We start from the raw sequence: 15,968 nt of genomic DNA, 5'->3' as shown, positions 1-15,968 counted from the left end.
CTGCTCGCTGAAGACGTCTACGCCACGCATGGTAGTGGGGGATGTTCCGACTCAAGTAGTCTACGAGCTGAGAGGTATTTCAGCAGCCTGCTAGGCGTGACCGCAAGAGGTCGATTCCTTCCTGATCCGATCCCTCGTGCGCATGGGCGGTGTAGCCAGCCACAGAGCAGATGTCCTTGGCGTCAAAGAAAAGAAAGACGTTGTATATCTGTTCTGCCATGCAGGGCACCGGATTGTCCTAAGGGGGGGGCTCCCGGACCCAGCGTATCGCGACCTAATGCCTATGTGCCACCAACACGTAGGAGAACGATATGAAGCTGGACGACATACCCACCAAGGAACTGCTTGCCCTGCATAACCGCATCGCCGACAAGCCCGCCGGACCCAAGACCTTCGCGACCCGGCGCAAGCTCGTGGCTCGGATCGAGCAGATCGCGGAGGCCAGGAACATCGATCTGGCCTCGCTCGGGCAGCCGAAGACGCCCAAGGCGACCAATGAGCGCACACAGCCTCAGGCCGACGCATCCGATGCGCCCGAAGCGACCGAAGAAGTCCCACGGCAAGGGCATCGGAGCGCTCGCACGCGCGATCCTGATGGACCCCGCTGGCCACCCGCACGCGCTCATCGCCGAAATGGTCAACGCACAGATCGATGGCGCGGCCGCCACCGCCAAGTCGGTGCGCTGGTATGCAAACGACATGCGCAAGAGAGGCACCGAGGTGCCGCCCCGTCGGAAGCACCACTTGGCCGACATGGACGAGGAGCAGTCGGCGGAGGCACTGGGCACTGTGCGGGTGGTCGAGCCCGCGCCGTCCGACGGCTAACGCCGTTCTTCCACCGTGTACGAGAAAGGGCCACCTTCGAGGTGGCCCTTTTATTTCATTGCCTTAGGACGCGTCGCGCCCCAGCTGTGGATTAGGTGGCCAGCCGCGGTGGCCACGTCCCCGGCTCGTGAACGAGGCCGAGCGCTTCTAGGATGTAGCGCGACGCTTTCTCTTGGTATTCGCGCAGGTGGTCGAGCGACGGGTGTAGGTAGCCCATCGTGACGCCACCGCTGGACGCGCTGTGGTTCAGCAGGAAGCGCAGCTCCAGCAGCGGCACGCCCGCCTGCAACGCGAGGGATGCGTATGCGTGCCGCAGCGCGTGCCCGGTGAGGTCACCCAGCTCGTGCTGCTGGATCTCGGCAACCCTGCCCGATGCCGAGTCGGCGGGGAACAGGTAGGGCGTCTTGCGTCTCACGCCGTCGGCCTCCGCCTCGCGATGCGCAAGCAGGTCGGCGAGCGCCGACGACAGCGGCAGGTCAAACTTCTTGGCCGAGCCGCCTTTGGGGTTCGGGACGTGCAGGCGGCCGTCTCCGAGGTCCGCGCGCCTTGCCTCGCATGAGGCCGTCCGGCGCATGCCCGACAGCAGCATGAACAGTTGCAGGTCGCGGCGCACCGGGTTGCCCAGCGACATCACCGCCTTTCCCCACGCCTTGAGCTTGTCGGGGCTGGCGTCCACCTCGCGCCGCCGCATGCCGTTCATGTCCACGTTGCCTACCGGGTTGGGTGGCAGGTCCGGGAACTGCCGCAGGGCGCGGTTGTAGATCGAGCGCAGCACCCGCATGGTGTTGTCGCCCGAGGTGGCGCCGCTCCTCTCGGTGATCCTACGGTGGCGCTCGCGTACCCCCTGACGATCGGTGCCGATCTCGGCCAGCGGCCTGTCGAGCCAGTCCTTGAGGTAGTAGGTGACGTGGTACTCGTAGCCGCTGCGGGTCTTGTCGGCCAGCCGCCGCGAGTTCAGGTGCAGGTCCAGTCCCTCCCGCAGGGTGATCCCGCGCGCCCGGGCCTTGCGGCGCTCCTCGTTGGGGTTGGTGCCGCCCCGCATGCCGACCAGCGTCTGCCGGGCGGCGTCGCGGGCCTGCTTGGTGTCCATCGCCGGGTGGTCGCCCAGCTTCGTCCTGACCTGACGCCCGTTGACGAGGGACTGGACGTAGAAGCTGCGCTTGGTGGGGGTGACAATGAGGTAGAACCCCCTCATCTCGGTGTCTGCGTACAGGACCGACTTGCCCGGTTCGGGCCGGGGTGCCCTCTCGACGAGGGACTGGGTGATTTTCGACTTCATGCTGGCTCCGTGGGTGGCGGGACCACGGCTCGGACACGGTTTCGCACCACAAGGTGCCGTGTTCAGACGCGCCGTTTTTGCCCCTGAAGCCTCATTAAGTCGCGGTTTTTCCTCGGTGTAAGCGGCCCCGGACCATCCGATTTCAAATCATGGCAAGCTATCCGCGTGCCGACTTGTAAGCGGTAGGTCCCCAGTTCGAATCCGGGTGCCGGCACCACGAAGGTTCTTTGGTCCTATCCCGAAATGTCCATGTAGCTCGGGGCTGACTGCGCTGTTGGGTCAGCGTCTCCGGGACGCGTCTTGCTCGGTTTGATCGGCCGAAAACGGCTATCTGCCCGCAGCCCGCGAATCACCTCGCGCCAGTCGCAGTTGCCTGCGCGGTACGCGCAGCGACTCAGGCCGGGCGACCGGCCGACAGCATTTCCAGCGTGGCCTTGTCGGCATCGGTGGCGTCGACGCGCAGGCGTTCGGCCAGTGCTGCGACGACGATGGCATGGGCCTGGCGGAGCACGCTGTCCGCGTCGGCGCTGGCGTCCACGACGTGCTTCCCCGGCAACTGCAGTTGCGCAAAGATGCTGCGGCAGCGTTCCAGATTGTCCTGGGTTTCGAAGTGATTGGGTGCATCGCCGCGGGCGCGGATACGCGCCAGGCCGGTGGGCGGGGGCAGGTCGAGCAGCAGCAACACGTCCGGGCGCGGCGCGAAGGCGTTGCGGTCCAGCAGATCGTCCAGCGGCAGGCCGGCGGCGCCCTGGTAGGCGACCATCGAGGGGAAATAGCGGTCCAGGATCACGATGTCGCCGCGTGCCAGCGCCGGCGCGATCAGGGTGTCCACGTGTTGGTGGCGATCGCGGATCAGCAGCTCGGCTTCTTCGTCGGCGCTGAGGCGGCCGGTGGCCGCGGACTGGCGCAGCTGGGTGCCCCAGGGGCCATTGGTCGGCTCCTTGCTCAGCACCACGCGCGCGCCTGCCGCTTCCAGCGTGGTGGCCAGGCTGCGGGCGAGGGTGGTCTTGCCGGCGCCGTCGATGCCTTCGATCGCGATCAGCAGACCGCCGGGCTTCAGTTCGATTGTCATCGCGCTACTTTATCCGATCGTGGTGCTGGATCAGCACCTGGCATTGGCGTGGAAGCCGCCCTGCAGCGGCCGACCGCGGCGCATCGGGTCTCCGCTGCGCGTCACCGATGGCGCCGCCGCTGCCGCGCGTCCTTGTCTGTGCGAGATGGCTTGACGAGATGTCTGTGCAACGCGTTGCCGGGCACGCACAACAACCGCATCACGACCGCCGGTTGCAGGCGCTATTGCATATGCCGTATGAACGGTATGTCCTGCGCGATGTCGGGAACGTCCCGATGCCCTGGTTTCTGGCTGCGCGGCATACTGAACAAGTCAGGCAAAGCACCCGAATGTATGACGTCCGCGTCGCGTGCCTGGCAACAAGGAAGATGGACGCGTCGCCGTCACCCTAGAGGCGGCATCCCCCGCGTGACGCCCTGCCAGGCACCGTCGTGACCGGATTCCTTGTTTTTTCTCGCGCGCCGACCACGTCGGCAATGCCACGTACGCGCCCGCTCAGCTGGTCGCCGAGGTGTAACGATAGGACAGCAGCGACTTCACCAGGAACGTGATCTGGGTGGCCGAGCGTGCGTCCACGCGCATGACCGGGACGCGGAAGCCTTCGGCCACCAGCGCATCGCGGAACGGCGGCAGCAAAAAGTCCTGCATTTCGTCGGTCATGGTGATGCCCACCGCCAGGCTTGCCGCAGGTGCGATCTGCGAAAACTCGCGCAGCAAGGCCACGGTGGCATCGCGCATCTGCGGATCGCGCGCGCTGACCAGCACGATCACGCCCAACGCGCCGTCGCACACCAGCGGCCACATGAAATCCAGGTACTTCTGCCCGGGCACGCCGTAGACGTGCAGCAACTCGCCGTCTTCCAGTTCGATCGAGCTGTAGTCCAGCGCGACCGTGGTGTAGGTCTTGTCGCCGTAGGCATCCTGGCTGAGCGGCATCTCGGTGCTGACCGGCTCCACGTCGGAGATGGCACGCACGGCGGTGGTCTTGCCGGCGCCCATGCCGCCAACGAACACCAGTTTGTTGGCCGGAAGACTCATGACTGCGCCTGAAAGAGAGAAAGGCCAAAGCGACGTGCGACCCAGGAGAAAAACCGGGAGTTGCTGCTGTCCGGACGGGGCTGCGTTGCAGGCACGGGAATCTCCGCAGTCTGGGCAAGGCCGCTGGCGAGTGCAGCGGCGAACAGGCATTCCACCGTTTGCAGCGGCAGCTTGCAAGCATTGGCCAGCGCCTGCGGGCGCCACGGGCGCGCATGCAAGTGGGCAATGGCAAGCAGCTGCGCCGGCGAACTGGTCTCGGCACTCAGCTCCGGCCATTGCCGCAACCGCAGCGCATGGCTGGGTTCGACCGCCGGCAGCGCGGGGCGCAGGTGCTCGGGCAGGGCGAAATACAGCGCTTCGAAGGAAATACGTTGGCTCAGTGCGCTATCGGCGGTGTCCGGCGCAACCTGCCAGCCGGGGCGATCCAGGGCCGCCAGCAGCTCAGGCAGTGCTATGCCGGCGGGCAGCTGCACGCAGCGGTTGGCCGGGTCCACGCGCACCTGCAAATGCGCATTGCGCAACAGCACCGCAACGGTGCCGAATTCGCCGCGGCAATGGCGGACCAGCAAGGCCGGTTCGGCGACCTGCGCATGATCGGAGGACGACAGCAGCAGGCGCATCTGCTCGTTGAGTTCGCGCACGGTGGCGCCGTGCTTGAGCCATGCGCCGCCGACCGGTGTCCGCGACACCACCAGCACGCGCACCGGTTGCCCCTGCAAGGCCTGCCAGGCTGCCAGGCCGTCGGGGCTTTCCAGCCCCAGCACCACCACCTCGGCGGTGTGTTGCGGCCATTGCCCCAACTGCACGTTGATGCGCTCGGCCAGCAGCAACGAGCACGCGAGTTTCAGGCGCGTGGTGTGCAGCAGGTCCAGGCCGGCCGTGGCGACCCGCATGGTGTGAATGGGTGAGGTCATGACAGGGCGCCGCGTCGGCGCGTAGCAAGTGCGGTGCCTGCCGGTGCGCACCGGCAGGCCGGGCAGGCGACGCGTGCGCGCCGCCTGATTGGCATCAACCGAAGTCCAGGGTCTTCTCGAACGCCTTGAGCTCATGACGGGCCATGGCCAGATTGGCCTTGGCGCGATCCAGCACGACGTACAGGAACAAGGTGCCGTTGCTCTCCAGCGGGCGCAGCAGGTGGTATTGACGCGCCAGGGTGATCAGGATGTCTTCGATGGTGTCGTTGAGGCCGAGCTGCTCGGCGATACGGCGCTTGGCACGCACCACCTCGGTGTTGCCGGCTGCGGCAAGTTCCAGGTTGAGATCGGTGCCGCCGGTCATGCCCAGCGCCATGCCGCTGTCGCTATCGACCAGGGCGGCGCCGACGAAGCCGGCGATCGAATGCAGATGTTCCAGGTTGAGTTTCGACACGGGTCGTCCTTACGAGCGGTGAGAAATTCAGTGCACTGGCACAAGCACGAACAGTGCCAGACGCTCAGTTGGCCGGCTGCGCCAGTGCAGTCGCCAGGCGGCCGGCGCAGTCGCGTGCGTTGAACAGCAGCGCTGCGGCATTGAGATCGCTGCTGCCCACCGCCGTGAGCGTCAACGGTTTGTCGGCGCGAATGCGGATCAGCACCAGCTGCCCGCCGCGCGTACTGATGGTGGCGTAGTCGGCCTCGCTCAGACTGGATTCGCGTGCCAGGGTCTCGCCCAGGGTCAGGAACGAATTGGCCATCGCTGCCAGCCGGCGACCGTCCACATCAAGGCTGGATTGTTCGGCGATGGCGCGCCCGTCGGCAGTGGACAGCATCAGCAGACGGATGCCCGGTTCGCGCTCGATGGTCTGCGCGAACTCGCGCCCGATGCGCTGCAGATCGTAGTGATGCGACGCACGCGCGACCTCGCCCACGGCAGCCTTGACGACCTGGTTGACGGCGTTATGCGGCATGAAATCCTCCCCTGTACGAAACCCGCGGCGCGATGCAAGACCTGGTCGATGACACCGGGTCCCGCGCTGGCGGGCGAACAGTAGCATCGGCACCTTCCGTCATCGCCATAGCACCCTCAATCTCTTAATTGCGCGGTCAGACAAGCACATTCCGCAAAACGCAGATACGCCACAAACTGCCCAACCACGTCACTTCAAGCAGCCGTCAGACCGCGTTTGCCGCCGCCAAGCGGACGCGGCCGATGCACCGCCAGTGCTCCGGCCTAACTGCAGCGCGCTTGTACCGCGGCGTTGCGCCTGCCGTCCGTACCGGTCCGACGATCGCCCGCTACGCAGTATCGGCCGCACTTTGGATTGCTGCAGTGGCAGCTGCGATTGCGTGATCGGTGACGCAGGACGGGCGCCGTGCTGCGCTGCCGCGCGTCAGTGCGCGAGCCGGCGACTAGACTGCAGCGCTTTCTCGATGCTGGAGCAATGCATGGCGACGCAGTACCTGCCGGTTTCCCTGATTGGCGTTCCAACCGACGTCGGTGCCGGCCACCGTGGTGCGCGGATGGGGCCGGAGGCGTTGCGCATCGCCGGGCTGCAGGAGGCCTTGATCGGCCGCGGCGTGGAGGTGCACGACCTGGGCAACCTGGATGGCCCGCGCAATCCCTGGCAGGCCCCGCAGGCCGGCTACCGGCATCTGGACGAGGTGGTGGCCTGGAACCAGGCGCTGATGGAGGCCAGCTATGCGCAGCTGCGCGCCGGCCGCATGCCGATCATGCTCGGTGGCGACCACTGCCTGGGCATCGGCTCGATCACCGCGGTGGCCAAGTACTGCCGCGAGCAGCAACGCCCGTTGCGGGTGCTGTGGCTGGATGCGCACTCGGACTTCAATACCAGCGAGGTGACACCATCGGGCAATGTGCACGGCATGCCGGTGGCCTGCCTGTGCGGGCTGGGCCCGCAGGCGTTGACGCAGTTGGGCGGCAGCGCACCGGCGTTGCTGCCCGAGCAGGTGCGGCAGATCGGCATCCGCTCGGTGGACCCGGAGGAGAAGCGCCTGATCAAGCAGCACCGCATCGATGTCTACGACATGCGCTACATCGACGAGGCCGGCATGAAGCGCACCATGGAGACCGCCCTGCAGGGCATGAGTGATGACACCCATCTGCATGTGAGCTTCGACGTGGATTTCCTGGACCCGAGCATCGCACCGGGCGTGGGCACCACCGTACCGGGTGGCCCCAACTACCGCGAGGCGCAGCTGGTGATGGAGATGATCGCCGACACCGGGCGCATGGGGTCGCTGGATATCGTCGAGCTCAATCCGGTCCTGGACAACCGCAATGCCACCGCCGAGCTGGCAGTGGATCTGGTCGAGAGCCTGTTCGGCAAGTCGACACTGATGCGAGATTGATCGATCGCTGAACGCAGCACACCGCGTTCACATCAAATCCACGGCCGCGCAGTCAGATTTGGCGCCAGACACGGTGCGTCTGCACCGAACGCAGAACTTGAGGAAGACCGATGAAGCGACTGTTGACACTGATGGCACTGGGCCTGTTTTCGGCCGGCGTGATGACGGGTTGCAACACCATGGCCGGCGCCGGCAAGGACATGCAGGGTGCAGGCGAGAAGGTCGAAAAGAAGGCCGACAGTTGCAGCGACGGCAAGTGCTGATCCTCGCGTTTAGTTTGATCCCTGGTTGTCTGATTTGATTGATCTGCGGCGAGCCGCCGCTTTACCCACGAAGGAGTCTGTTATGAAGCGTGCAATTGTGCTGCTGGTGTTGTCGGTGTTGTCGGTCGGTATGCTGTCGGGTTGCAACACCGTCGCAGGTGCCGGCAAGGACGTGCAGGGCGCTGGCGAGAAGGTGGAAGACGCTGCGCGCAAGTAATCTGGCGCTGCATGCAAGAAAAACGGGCCGCAAGGCCCGTTTTTTTTGCCTGATGCTTGCGCAGGCAGGGCAGTGCGGCGACGCACCTGGCATGCGATGGCGCAGCCATGCGTAGAACTGCGCCGCAAGCGTCGGCAACCGTTCAGTGCGGTGAGTGCGGATTTGACGGCTTTTGATCTGCGGCGAACGGTGCCGTGGGCAACCTGCGCGGACGGTCAATCGCGGCCGCATCAGCGGAGTCGACGCAATGAACACTGACATCATTTCCGGCAAGTGGACCCAGCTCAAGGGCAAGGCGCAGGCCAAGTGGGGCGACCTCACCGACGACGATTTCAAGGTTGCCGAAGGCAATGCCGAATATCTGCAGGGCAAGCTCCAGGAACGCTACGGCTGGGACCGCGACCGCGCCCAGACCGAGGTGCGCGCCTTCGAAAAGTCGTTGCGCGACGACACCTGACGGTGCCGCGCAACCGCGCCCACCCACCTAGGTGTGCGCAACTGCACACGACGGGCCGCTCGATGCGGCCCGTCTGCATATGGCGCCGGTGCGGTCGGTAGCAGGCATCAGACGCGGTCACGGCCATGCCAGGGGCAGGGAACCGCTAAACTTGCGTGCTGACTCCCTGGCCTTACGCAGATGACCACTCGCGTCCTTACCGGCATCACCACCTCCGGCACCCCGCATCTGGGCAATTACGTCGGTGCGATCCGCCCGGCCATTCAGGCCAGTGCGGCTGCTGATGCGGAAAGCTTCTACTTCCTGGCCGACCTGCACAGCCTGATCAAGGCGCAGGACCCGGCGCGCACGCAGCGCTCCACGCTGGAGATCGCCGCCAGCTGGCTGGCCTGCGGCCTGGACCCGGAAACGGTGTGGTTCTATCGCCAGTCCGATGTGCCGGAGACCACCGAGTTGCTGTGGCTGCTGACCTGCGTGGCCGGCAAGGGCATCCTCAACCGTGCGCATGCCTACAAGGCGGCGGTGGACAAGAATCGCGCCGACGGCGAAGACGACGATGCGGGCGTGACCGCCGGCTTGTTCATGTATCCGGTGCTGATGGCGGCAGACATCCTGATCTTCAACGCGCACAAGGTGCCGGTGGGGCGCGACCAGATCCAGCATATCGAGATGGCGCGCGATTTCGCCCAGCGCTTCAACCACGTGTATGGCCGCGACTTTTTCACCCTGCCCGAGGCGGTGATCGACGAGCAGGTCTCGACCTTGCCGGGCCTGGACGGCCGCAAGATGAGCAAGAGTTACGGCAACACGATTCCGCTATTCGCCCCGCGCGAGGAATTGCGCAAGCTGGTGTTCTCCATCCTCACCGATTCGCGCGCGCCCGGCGAGGCCAAGGACACCCAGGGGTCGGCATTGTTCCAGCTGTACCAGGCCTTTGCCACGCCGCAGGAAACGGCGGCCTTTGCGCAGGCGTTTGCCGATGGCATCGGCTGGGGCGACGCCAAGCAACAGCTGTTCGAGCGTATCGACCAGGAGATCGCACCGCTGCGCACGCGCTACGAGGCGCTGATGGCCGAGCCGGCCAAGATCGAGGCGATCCTGCGCGCCGGTGGCGCACGTCTGCGCGCACGCTACGCCACGCCGTTCCTGGCCGAGCTGCGTGCTGCGGTGGGGCTGCGCGATCTGTCCAGCCAGGGCGATGCGGCTGCGACGCCAGCGAGCGAGAAGAGCGTACCGCCGGTGTTCAAGCAATACCGCGAGCGCGACGGGCAGTTCTATTTCAAATTGACCGACGGCGCCGGTGCGTTGCTGCTGCAGAGCGATGGCTTCGCCTCGCCACGCGATGCGGGCCAGCTGATTGCGCGGCTGAAGCAGGCCGGGCAAGGCAGCGACCTGCAATTGCCGGGCGTGCATGCGCAGGTGGAGGCGGAGGTGATCCTGGCGGCGCTGCGCGTGTTGCGCGAGGCGTAACGACACCTGGGGAGCCGGTGGCTAGACTGTGGCTTCTCGCATCGCCGTGGGGGAGCAATGACAGCGACCGCCGATTCCAGCATCCACACCATCGACACCGGCTTTGGCGGGGTGCAGTTCGATGCGGCGTACCTGATCGTCGAGGCGCAACGCGGCGCCTTCGTCGATTGCGGCACTTCGCTGTCGGTGCCGCAGATGCTGGCCGCATTGCAGTCGGCCGGGCTGACGCCGACGCAGGTGGACTGGCTGATCCTGACCCACGTGCATCTGGATCACGCCGGCGGGGCGGGAGCCTTGCTGCAGCATCTGCCCAATGCGCGGGTGCTGGTGCACCCGCGCGGCGCACCGCACATGATCGACCCCGCCCGGCTGATCGCCGGGGCCACGGCGGTATACGGCGCGGCGGAAATGGCGCGCAGTTACGGCGCGATCGTGCCGGTGCCGGCCGAGCGCGTGCTGGAAGCGGCCGACGGACAGACCGTGATGCTGGGCGAGCGCGCGCTGCGCACCATCGAGACGCCGGGCCACGCACGCCATCATCTGTGCGTGTGGGATGCGCGTAGCCGCAGCTGGTTCACTGGCGACACCTTCGGCCTGTCGTATCGCCAGCTCGATAGCGCGCAGGGCGCCTTCATCCTGCCGACCTCCTCGCCGGTGCAATTCGAACCGGAGGCGATGCTGCACTCGATCGCGCGGCTGATGGAGACCGCGCCGCAGGCGATGTATCTCACCCACTACGGCCGGGTCGAATCGCCGGCACCGCTGGCGCAGGCACTGGTCGAGCAGATCCATGCGATGACCGCCATCGCGCTGGACTGCGCGCAGCATGCGGACCGCCATCGCTGCATGGTGGCGGCGCTGACCGACCTGTATCTGCAGCGCGCCCGCCTGCACGGCTGTCGCCTGGACGATGCACGCGTGGCGCAGCTACTGGGTACCGATATCGAACTTAACGCGCAGGGCCTGGCGTGTTGGCTGGATCGCGCGACGCGCACCAATTAGCGCCACTGGAATGGGTAACGCTCCTCTACTCGAACGCTGTAGTGAGTCGTCGGGTTGTTCGGCGTCAGTCAAAAGCCGCGTCAGTCGAGTGCGCGGTGTCCTCACCGCTTGCGGGACACGCCGTGAATCCGTCCGTGGAGGCTCGGTGGCGGCATCCATGCCGCCACACGGTCCCGCAACCGGCGAGGACACCGCACCAGAGAGTTGGTCGGTTGCTTTCTTGAAAGCTTGTTGCTCGGCTAGCGATGGCAGATGAGACGTTTATAGCTAGCGTGTTGAAGCCTGCCTGCCGCTAGGCTAGCTACGGGAAGATGGTGAGGCGCTAATCGAACGGACAAGTGATCCGACCAGTGCACGTCATGCCCCGCTTGCAACCATGCACACCGACCATCCCGACGGGTCCTTGTCCGCTCACCGTCGCGGGACCTTACGCGGCATGGATGCCGCGTAAGAGCCTACAGGGACGTACTTGCGGCGTGTCCCGCGATGGTGGGCGGGCAAGGACCTTGCAGCCAAGCCGCAGATCCGCCGCCCCGCAACTGATCTGGCCGCACTGCACAGGCCCCGGAAAAACAACGGCAAAGCAATCGAGACATTGAACCGTAGCCGCGTTTAGGCGCGAAAAGAGTCTCGGTTCAAAAAGCCCAGTGAGTCGAAAGCGCGATGCCATCACCACGCGCATGACATTCCGTACCCCATGCAGCTCCATGGCAGCATCCATGCAGCCCAAGGGGCCTGCTAGAAAAGAAGACATCGCGCCTGCCAACGCGGCTCAAAGCGCTCCCGTGGCGGCCGCGCGCTTGTAAACTGTGTGTCATCTATCAGTTGCAAGGCCATGCCGTGAACCCGATGCGCATCCTGTTGTTGTCCGCCTGCCTGTTCGTAGGGGGCGTGGCGCAGGCCGCCAACGATCTGCCCGGTGGCGGCATCGATGCCGAAGCGTTGTCGCGGCATGTGCGCCTGCTGGCCTCGGACGAGTTCGAGGGCCGTGCGCCGGCCAGTGCCGGCGAGCAGCGCACGGTCGATTACCTGGTCGAGCAGTTCAAGGCTGGCGGCCTGCAGCCGGGTGGCGAGCAGGGCGGTTGGACCCAGGCGGTGCCGTTGGTACGCGCCCAGGTCGATGGCCCGGTGCGTGCCAGCCTGCGTGTCGGCGGCAAGACCCAGACGCTGGTCAATGGCAGCGATGTGACCTTGCAGAGCCTGCGTCCGCAGGACGCGGTGCGCTTGAAGCATGCACCGCTGGTGTTCGTGGGCTACGGCATCAGTGCGCCGGAGCGGCAGTGGGACGACTACAAGGGCGTGGACCTGCGCGGCAAGATCGCGGTGGTGCTGATCAACGATGCCGATTTCGAATCCAGCCAGCCTGGCGCCTTCGATGGCAAGGCGGTGACTTACTACGGCCGCTGGACCTACAAGTACGAAGAGGCCGCGCGTCGTGGTGCCGCCGGCGTGTTGATCGTGCACGAGACCGCGCCGGCCGCGTACGGCTGGGCGACGGTGCAGAGTTCGGGCCTGTCGCCGTTGTTCGATATCGAACGCAGCGATGCCGATGCGAAGGCGCAGCATGTGCCGGTGCGTGGCTGGATGCAGCAGGCGTTGGCGGTGTCGCTGTTCCAGCGCGCCGGGCTGGATTTTGCGCAGGCCAAGCTGCGCGCGCAGCAGCGCGACTTCGCCCCGGTGGCGTTGGGCGATGCGACGCTGTCGGTGGACTTCAAGCTCAAGCGCGAGCGCGTGGTCACGCACAACGTGGTGGCCAAGCTCACCGGCAGCCAGCATCCGGACGAGACGGTGATCTTCTCCGCGCACTGGGATGCGTTCGGCGTGGGCAAGGCCGATGCCGGCGGCGACACGGTGCGGCGTGGCGCGGTGGACAACGCCACCGGCGTGGCCAGCGTGCTGGAACTGGCGCGCGTGTTCGCAGCCGGCCCCAAACCGCAGCGCACGCTGTATTTCATCGCGTTGACGGCGGAAGAGAAGGGCCTGCTCGGCGCCAACTATTACGCCGCGCATCCGCTGGCACCGCTGGACAAGACCGTGGCGGTGCTCAACATGGAGATGTTCAGCCCCGATGGCCCCACCCGCGATATCGCCTCGTGGGGACGCGGACGGGTGTCGCTGGAAGGCGATCTGGAAACCGCGGCCAAGGCGCGCGGCCGCAGCTATTCGCCGGACCCGAATCTGGAAGCGGGCTTCTTCTACCGCGCCGACCATTTCGCCTTTGCGCGCATGGGCGTGCCGGCGATCACCGCCGGTCCCGGGCTGGACATGCTCGACGGCGGCGTGGCGGCCGGCAAGGCGCTGCGCGACACGTATTTTGCCGAGTGCTATCACCAGCCCTGCGATCGCTGGACACCGCAATGGGATGCCAGCGGCCACGCGGCCGACACCACCCTGGTCTACGACGTCGGCGTGGCGCTGGCCAACGGCCGGCAGTGGCCGAGCTGGCAGGACGGTTCGGAGTTCAAGGCGATCCGCGCCAGCAGCGATGCCGTGCGCAAGTAGGGCCGGCGATGTGCAAACGCCTGCTGCTTTCGAGCCCGGGCGTCGGGCGATCGGCGAGGCGAACGTCAGTGCATCCGGCCATTGCGTGGCGGTTGGTCGAGCCGGCCTGCGGCGACCGCGCCGCCTATTTGCGGCACGGGTAGCGCTTGGCCAGCGCCTGCACGATCAATGCGGGTGCGGCCTCGTCCAGGCGCGCATCGGGTAGCGCGCCGATATCGCTGATGATCGCCTGCATGTCCGGCGGGCCGCTCTTGCCGGCCGGCATGCACCATTGCGTGCGGTAGCTGCTGCTGGCGACGCCGAGCAGGTAAGCGCCGGCGCGGTTCGCCGAGAGCATGACCTTGAGCTCGGTTTGTTCGGGCGCGATCTCCGGCGCCAACGAACCGTCCAGCCCGGCCTCGAGGAGTTTGCGCCCGCTGGGCTCCCAGGGTTCGGGCACGCGTGCCAATGCACTGGCCGACAGCACGGTCAGGGCGGCCGACATCAACCAGGGGACGCGACGCTGCATATGCACTCCGGGCCGGGGATCAATGCGCACCATACCGCGGCAGGCGCCCGAGAGGCGTACGACGTTGGCGTGGGCAGGTGATCTAGAATTGAAGCTTCCGCTGTATTTGGCAATCTTCGATGTCCTCTTCACACGATGCTGTAGCGCCTGCGCGCAGCGGCCTGGTCGTTATCGCGTTGTTGCTGGTCTATGTGGTCTGGGGCTCGACCTATCTGGCGATCCGCTTTGCGTTGGAAGGCGGCGCGCTGCCGCTGACCATGGTGTCCGGGGCGCGCTTCATCGTGGCCGGCACGCTGCTGTATGCGCTACTGCGCTGGCGCGGGATGGCTGCGCCGACGCGCGCGCAATGGAAGAACGTAGCGATGATGGGCGCGGCCCTGTTGCTGCTGGGCAACGGCATGGTGGTGCTGGCCGAGCGCAGCGTGTCGTCCGGCCTGGCCGCCACCTCGGTGGCATCGGTGCCGCTGTGGATGGCCTTGTTCGGCGCCTTGCGCGGGCAGCACGCCAGCGGTGGCGAATGGCTGGGTATCGTGATCGGCTTTCTGGGCGTGGTCTGGCTCAACGCCGGCAGCAGCCTGACCGCCACGCCGGCCGGGCTGGTGTTGTTGCTGATCGCGCCGATCGGCTGGGCCTTCGGCTCGGTGTGGTCGCGCGGACGCGACCTGCCGTCGCCGTTCATGACGGCCGCCGGGCAGATGCTGTGCGGCGGCGTGTTGCTGGTCAGCACCGGCCTGCTGATCGGCGAGCGCCCACAGAGCCTGCCGACCTCGCAGGGGCTGCTGGCCGTGGCCTACCTGTGCGTGTTCGGCTCGATCGTGGCATTCACCGCCTACGTGTGGCTGCTGCATCACGTGCGCCCGGCGCTGGCCGGCAGCTACGCCTACGTCAACCCGGTGATCGCGGTGGCGCTGGGCGCGTGGCTGGGGCATGAGCGTTTCACTACGCACGATATCGGCGCAATGGCGGTGATCCTGGCGGGCGTGCTGGTGGTCACCCTGGCCAAGGCGCGGCGATGACGGCGGTCTCGCCGACCGAGGCGCGTCGCGGGCTGTTGATCACCGCATCGACCTTCGTGATCTGGGGCCTGGTGCCGCTGTACTGGCACCTGCTCAAGGCGGTGCCGTCGCTGCAGATCATCGCGCACCGCATCGTCTGGAGCGCGCTGCTGGTGGTGGCGTGGTTGCTGGCCACCTCGGGCCTGCGCTGGTGGCGCGCCATCGCCGCGCAGCCGCGCGCGCTATGGATGCTGGCCGGCAGCAGCGTGGCGATTGCGTTCAACTGGGGCCTGTATATCTGGGCGATCAACGCCGGGCATGTGATCGAGGCCAGCCTGGGCTATTTCATCAATCCGCTGCTGAGCGTGTTGCTGGGCGTGCTGGTGCTGCAGGAACGCCTGCAGCGCATCCAGTGGGTGGCGGTGGTGTGTGCGGCGGTGGGCGTGCTGTGGCTGACCCTGGATGCCGGTGCGCCGCCGTGGATCGCGCTGGGGCTGGCGTTCTCGTTCGGTGCCTACGGCCTGCTGCGCAAGCTGGTGGCGGTGGATCCGGTGGCCGGGCTGGGCGTGGAAAGCGTGTACCTGTTCGTGCCGGCGCTGCTGCTGGCGGGCTGGGGCGAGCAGGGCCATGGCGGCGCCTTCCTGAGCGGTTGGGACCTGCGTACCGATCTGCTGCTGATCTTGGGCGGCGTGCTGACCGCGGTGCCGCTGATCGGGTTTGCGTATGGCGTGCGGCGGATTCCGCTGTCGCTGGTGGGCATCCTGCAATACATCGCGCCGAGCCTGCAGTTGCTGCTGGGCGTGTGGTTCTTCCACGAGCCGTTCGATCAGGGGCGCGCGATCGGATTTGCCGCGATCTGGGTGGGGCTGCTGCTGTTCGTCGGCGATAGCCTGTGGCGGCAGCGGCGGCCGGTGGTGGTGACGCCTTAAGCATCGGCCGCTGCGCGATCCGGGCAATCGCGCAGCGGCTGCGTTGCGCGGTGGGCAGCAGCGCGGTGCGCGCTTCGACAGCCTGCCGTTGCGCAGCTCCTGCCTGGATTCAGGGCGAGCAACA

16 protein-coding genes and 1 pseudogene are annotated in these 15,968 nt (G+C 66.5%); 10 read left to right on the top strand and 7 right to left on the bottom strand.

Annotation, left to right across the window (positions count from 1 at the left end):
• The first annotated feature begins 311 nt into the window (after window positions 1–311).
• A pseudogene (locus XarbCFBP7408_RS13050) lies at window positions 312–825 on the top strand (hypothetical protein).
• 91 nt (window positions 826–916) lie between these two features.
• Here XarbCFBP7408_RS13050 and XarbCFBP7408_RS13045 read toward each other — a convergent pair.
• The 6 genes from XarbCFBP7408_RS13045 to XarbCFBP7408_RS13015 form a co-directional block, all read right to left on the bottom strand.
• Entirely contained in the window at window positions 917–2,104 is a 1,188-nt protein-coding gene (locus XarbCFBP7408_RS13045; RefSeq protein WP_104563313.1) for an integrase arm-type DNA-binding domain-containing protein, read from the bottom strand.
• 394 nt (window positions 2,105–2,498) lie between these two features.
• Window positions 2,499–3,176 (bottom strand): dTMP kinase, encoded by a 678-nt coding sequence (gene tmk / locus XarbCFBP7408_RS13040; RefSeq protein ID WP_104563312.1) that lies wholly within the window; start codon window positions 3,174–3,176, stop codon window positions 2,499–2,501.
• Window positions 3,177–3,671: 495 nt separating this feature from the next.
• Window positions 3,672–4,214 carry a GTP-binding protein gene (locus XarbCFBP7408_RS13030; RefSeq protein WP_104563310.1) on the bottom strand — a complete coding sequence of 181 codons (543 nt, stop codon included), beginning with the start codon at window positions 4,212–4,214 and terminating at the stop codon, window positions 3,672–3,674.
• Entirely contained in the window at window positions 4,211–5,128 is a 918-nt protein-coding gene (locus XarbCFBP7408_RS13025; protein ID WP_104563309.1) for a hypothetical protein, read from the bottom strand. The genes XarbCFBP7408_RS13030 and XarbCFBP7408_RS13025 overlap by 4 nt, the downstream gene beginning before the upstream one ends.
• 94 nt (window positions 5,129–5,222) lie before the next feature.
• Window positions 5,223–5,582 carry a hypothetical protein gene (locus tag XarbCFBP7408_RS13020; protein WP_016904518.1) on the bottom strand — a complete coding sequence of 120 codons (360 nt, stop codon included), beginning with the start codon at window positions 5,580–5,582 and terminating at the stop codon, window positions 5,223–5,225.
• A gap of 64 nt (window positions 5,583–5,646) precedes the next feature.
• Complete coding sequence (locus XarbCFBP7408_RS13015) at window positions 5,647–6,099, bottom strand: roadblock/LC7 domain-containing protein (RefSeq protein ID WP_104563308.1); 453 nt, start codon at window positions 6,097–6,099, stop codon at window positions 5,647–5,649.
• Between the two features lie 478 nt (window positions 6,100–6,577).
• On the opposite strand from XarbCFBP7408_RS13015, the gene rocF reads away from it, so the two are divergent.
• The 7 genes from rocF (at window position 6,578) to XarbCFBP7408_RS12975 (ending at window position 13,412) form a co-directional block, all read left to right on the top strand.
• On the top strand, window positions 6,578–7,501 hold the full coding sequence (gene rocF / locus XarbCFBP7408_RS13010) for an arginase (RefSeq protein ID WP_104563320.1): 924 nt from the start codon (window positions 6,578–6,580) through the stop codon (window positions 7,499–7,501).
• Window positions 7,502–7,611: 110 nt separating this feature from the next.
• On the top strand, window positions 7,612–7,764 hold the full coding sequence (locus XarbCFBP7408_RS13005; protein ID WP_104563307.1) for an entericidin A/B family lipoprotein: 153 nt from the start codon (window positions 7,612–7,614) through the stop codon (window positions 7,762–7,764).
• 82 nt (window positions 7,765–7,846) lie between these two features.
• Window positions 7,847–7,981, top strand: a complete 135-nt coding sequence (locus XarbCFBP7408_RS13000; protein ID WP_016904515.1) for an entericidin A/B family lipoprotein — start codon at window positions 7,847–7,849, stop codon at window positions 7,979–7,981.
• A gap of 247 nt (window positions 7,982–8,228) precedes the next feature.
• Complete coding sequence (locus tag XarbCFBP7408_RS12995; protein ID WP_016904514.1) at window positions 8,229–8,438, top strand: CsbD family protein; 210 nt, start codon at window positions 8,229–8,231, stop codon at window positions 8,436–8,438.
• Between the two features lie 180 nt (window positions 8,439–8,618).
• Window positions 8,619–9,908 carry a tryptophan--tRNA ligase gene (locus tag XarbCFBP7408_RS12990; protein WP_104563306.1) on the top strand — a complete coding sequence of 430 codons (1,290 nt, stop codon included), beginning with the start codon at window positions 8,619–8,621 and terminating at the stop codon, window positions 9,906–9,908.
• A 57-nt stretch (window positions 9,909–9,965) separates the two neighbouring features.
• On the top strand, window positions 9,966–10,910 hold the full coding sequence (locus XarbCFBP7408_RS12985; protein WP_104563305.1) for an MBL fold metallo-hydrolase: 945 nt from the start codon (window positions 9,966–9,968) through the stop codon (window positions 10,908–10,910).
• Window positions 10,911–11,759: 849 nt separating this feature from the next.
• The gene (locus XarbCFBP7408_RS12975; RefSeq protein ID WP_429001385.1) at window positions 11,760–13,412 is read left to right on the top strand and encodes a M28 family metallopeptidase; all 1,653 of its coding nucleotides are present in this window, start codon (window positions 11,760–11,762) and stop codon (window positions 13,410–13,412) included.
• A gap of 124 nt (window positions 13,413–13,536) precedes the next feature.
• Here the strand turns inward: XarbCFBP7408_RS12975 and XarbCFBP7408_RS12970 are convergent, their stop codons facing one another.
• Window positions 13,537–13,953: a Rap1a/Tai family immunity protein gene (locus XarbCFBP7408_RS12970; RefSeq protein WP_104563303.1), complete on the bottom strand. Its 417-nt coding sequence runs from the start codon at window positions 13,951–13,953 to the stop codon at window positions 13,537–13,539.
• Between the two features lie 86 nt (window positions 13,954–14,039).
• Between XarbCFBP7408_RS12970 and yedA the strand changes: the two genes are divergently transcribed.
• Window positions 14,040–14,936, top strand: coding sequence for a drug/metabolite exporter YedA (gene yedA / locus XarbCFBP7408_RS12965; RefSeq protein WP_104563302.1), 897 nt, complete (start codon window positions 14,040–14,042; stop codon window positions 14,934–14,936).
• Complete coding sequence (rarD, locus tag XarbCFBP7408_RS12960; protein ID WP_104563301.1) at window positions 14,933–15,844, top strand: EamA family transporter RarD; 912 nt, start codon at window positions 14,933–14,935, stop codon at window positions 15,842–15,844. The genes yedA and rarD overlap by 4 nt, the downstream gene beginning before the upstream one ends.
• The last annotated feature ends 124 nt before the right edge of the window (window positions 15,845–15,968 follow it).

It is taken from the genome of Xanthomonas arboricola pv. guizotiae (assembly GCF_002940205.1).
In the GTDB taxonomy this organism is placed as follows: Bacteria; Pseudomonadota; Gammaproteobacteria; order Xanthomonadales; family Xanthomonadaceae; genus Xanthomonas; species Xanthomonas arboricola_C.
Note: the sequence above shows the minus strand (reverse complement) of the source record. Positions and strands in the feature narration are given on the sequence as shown.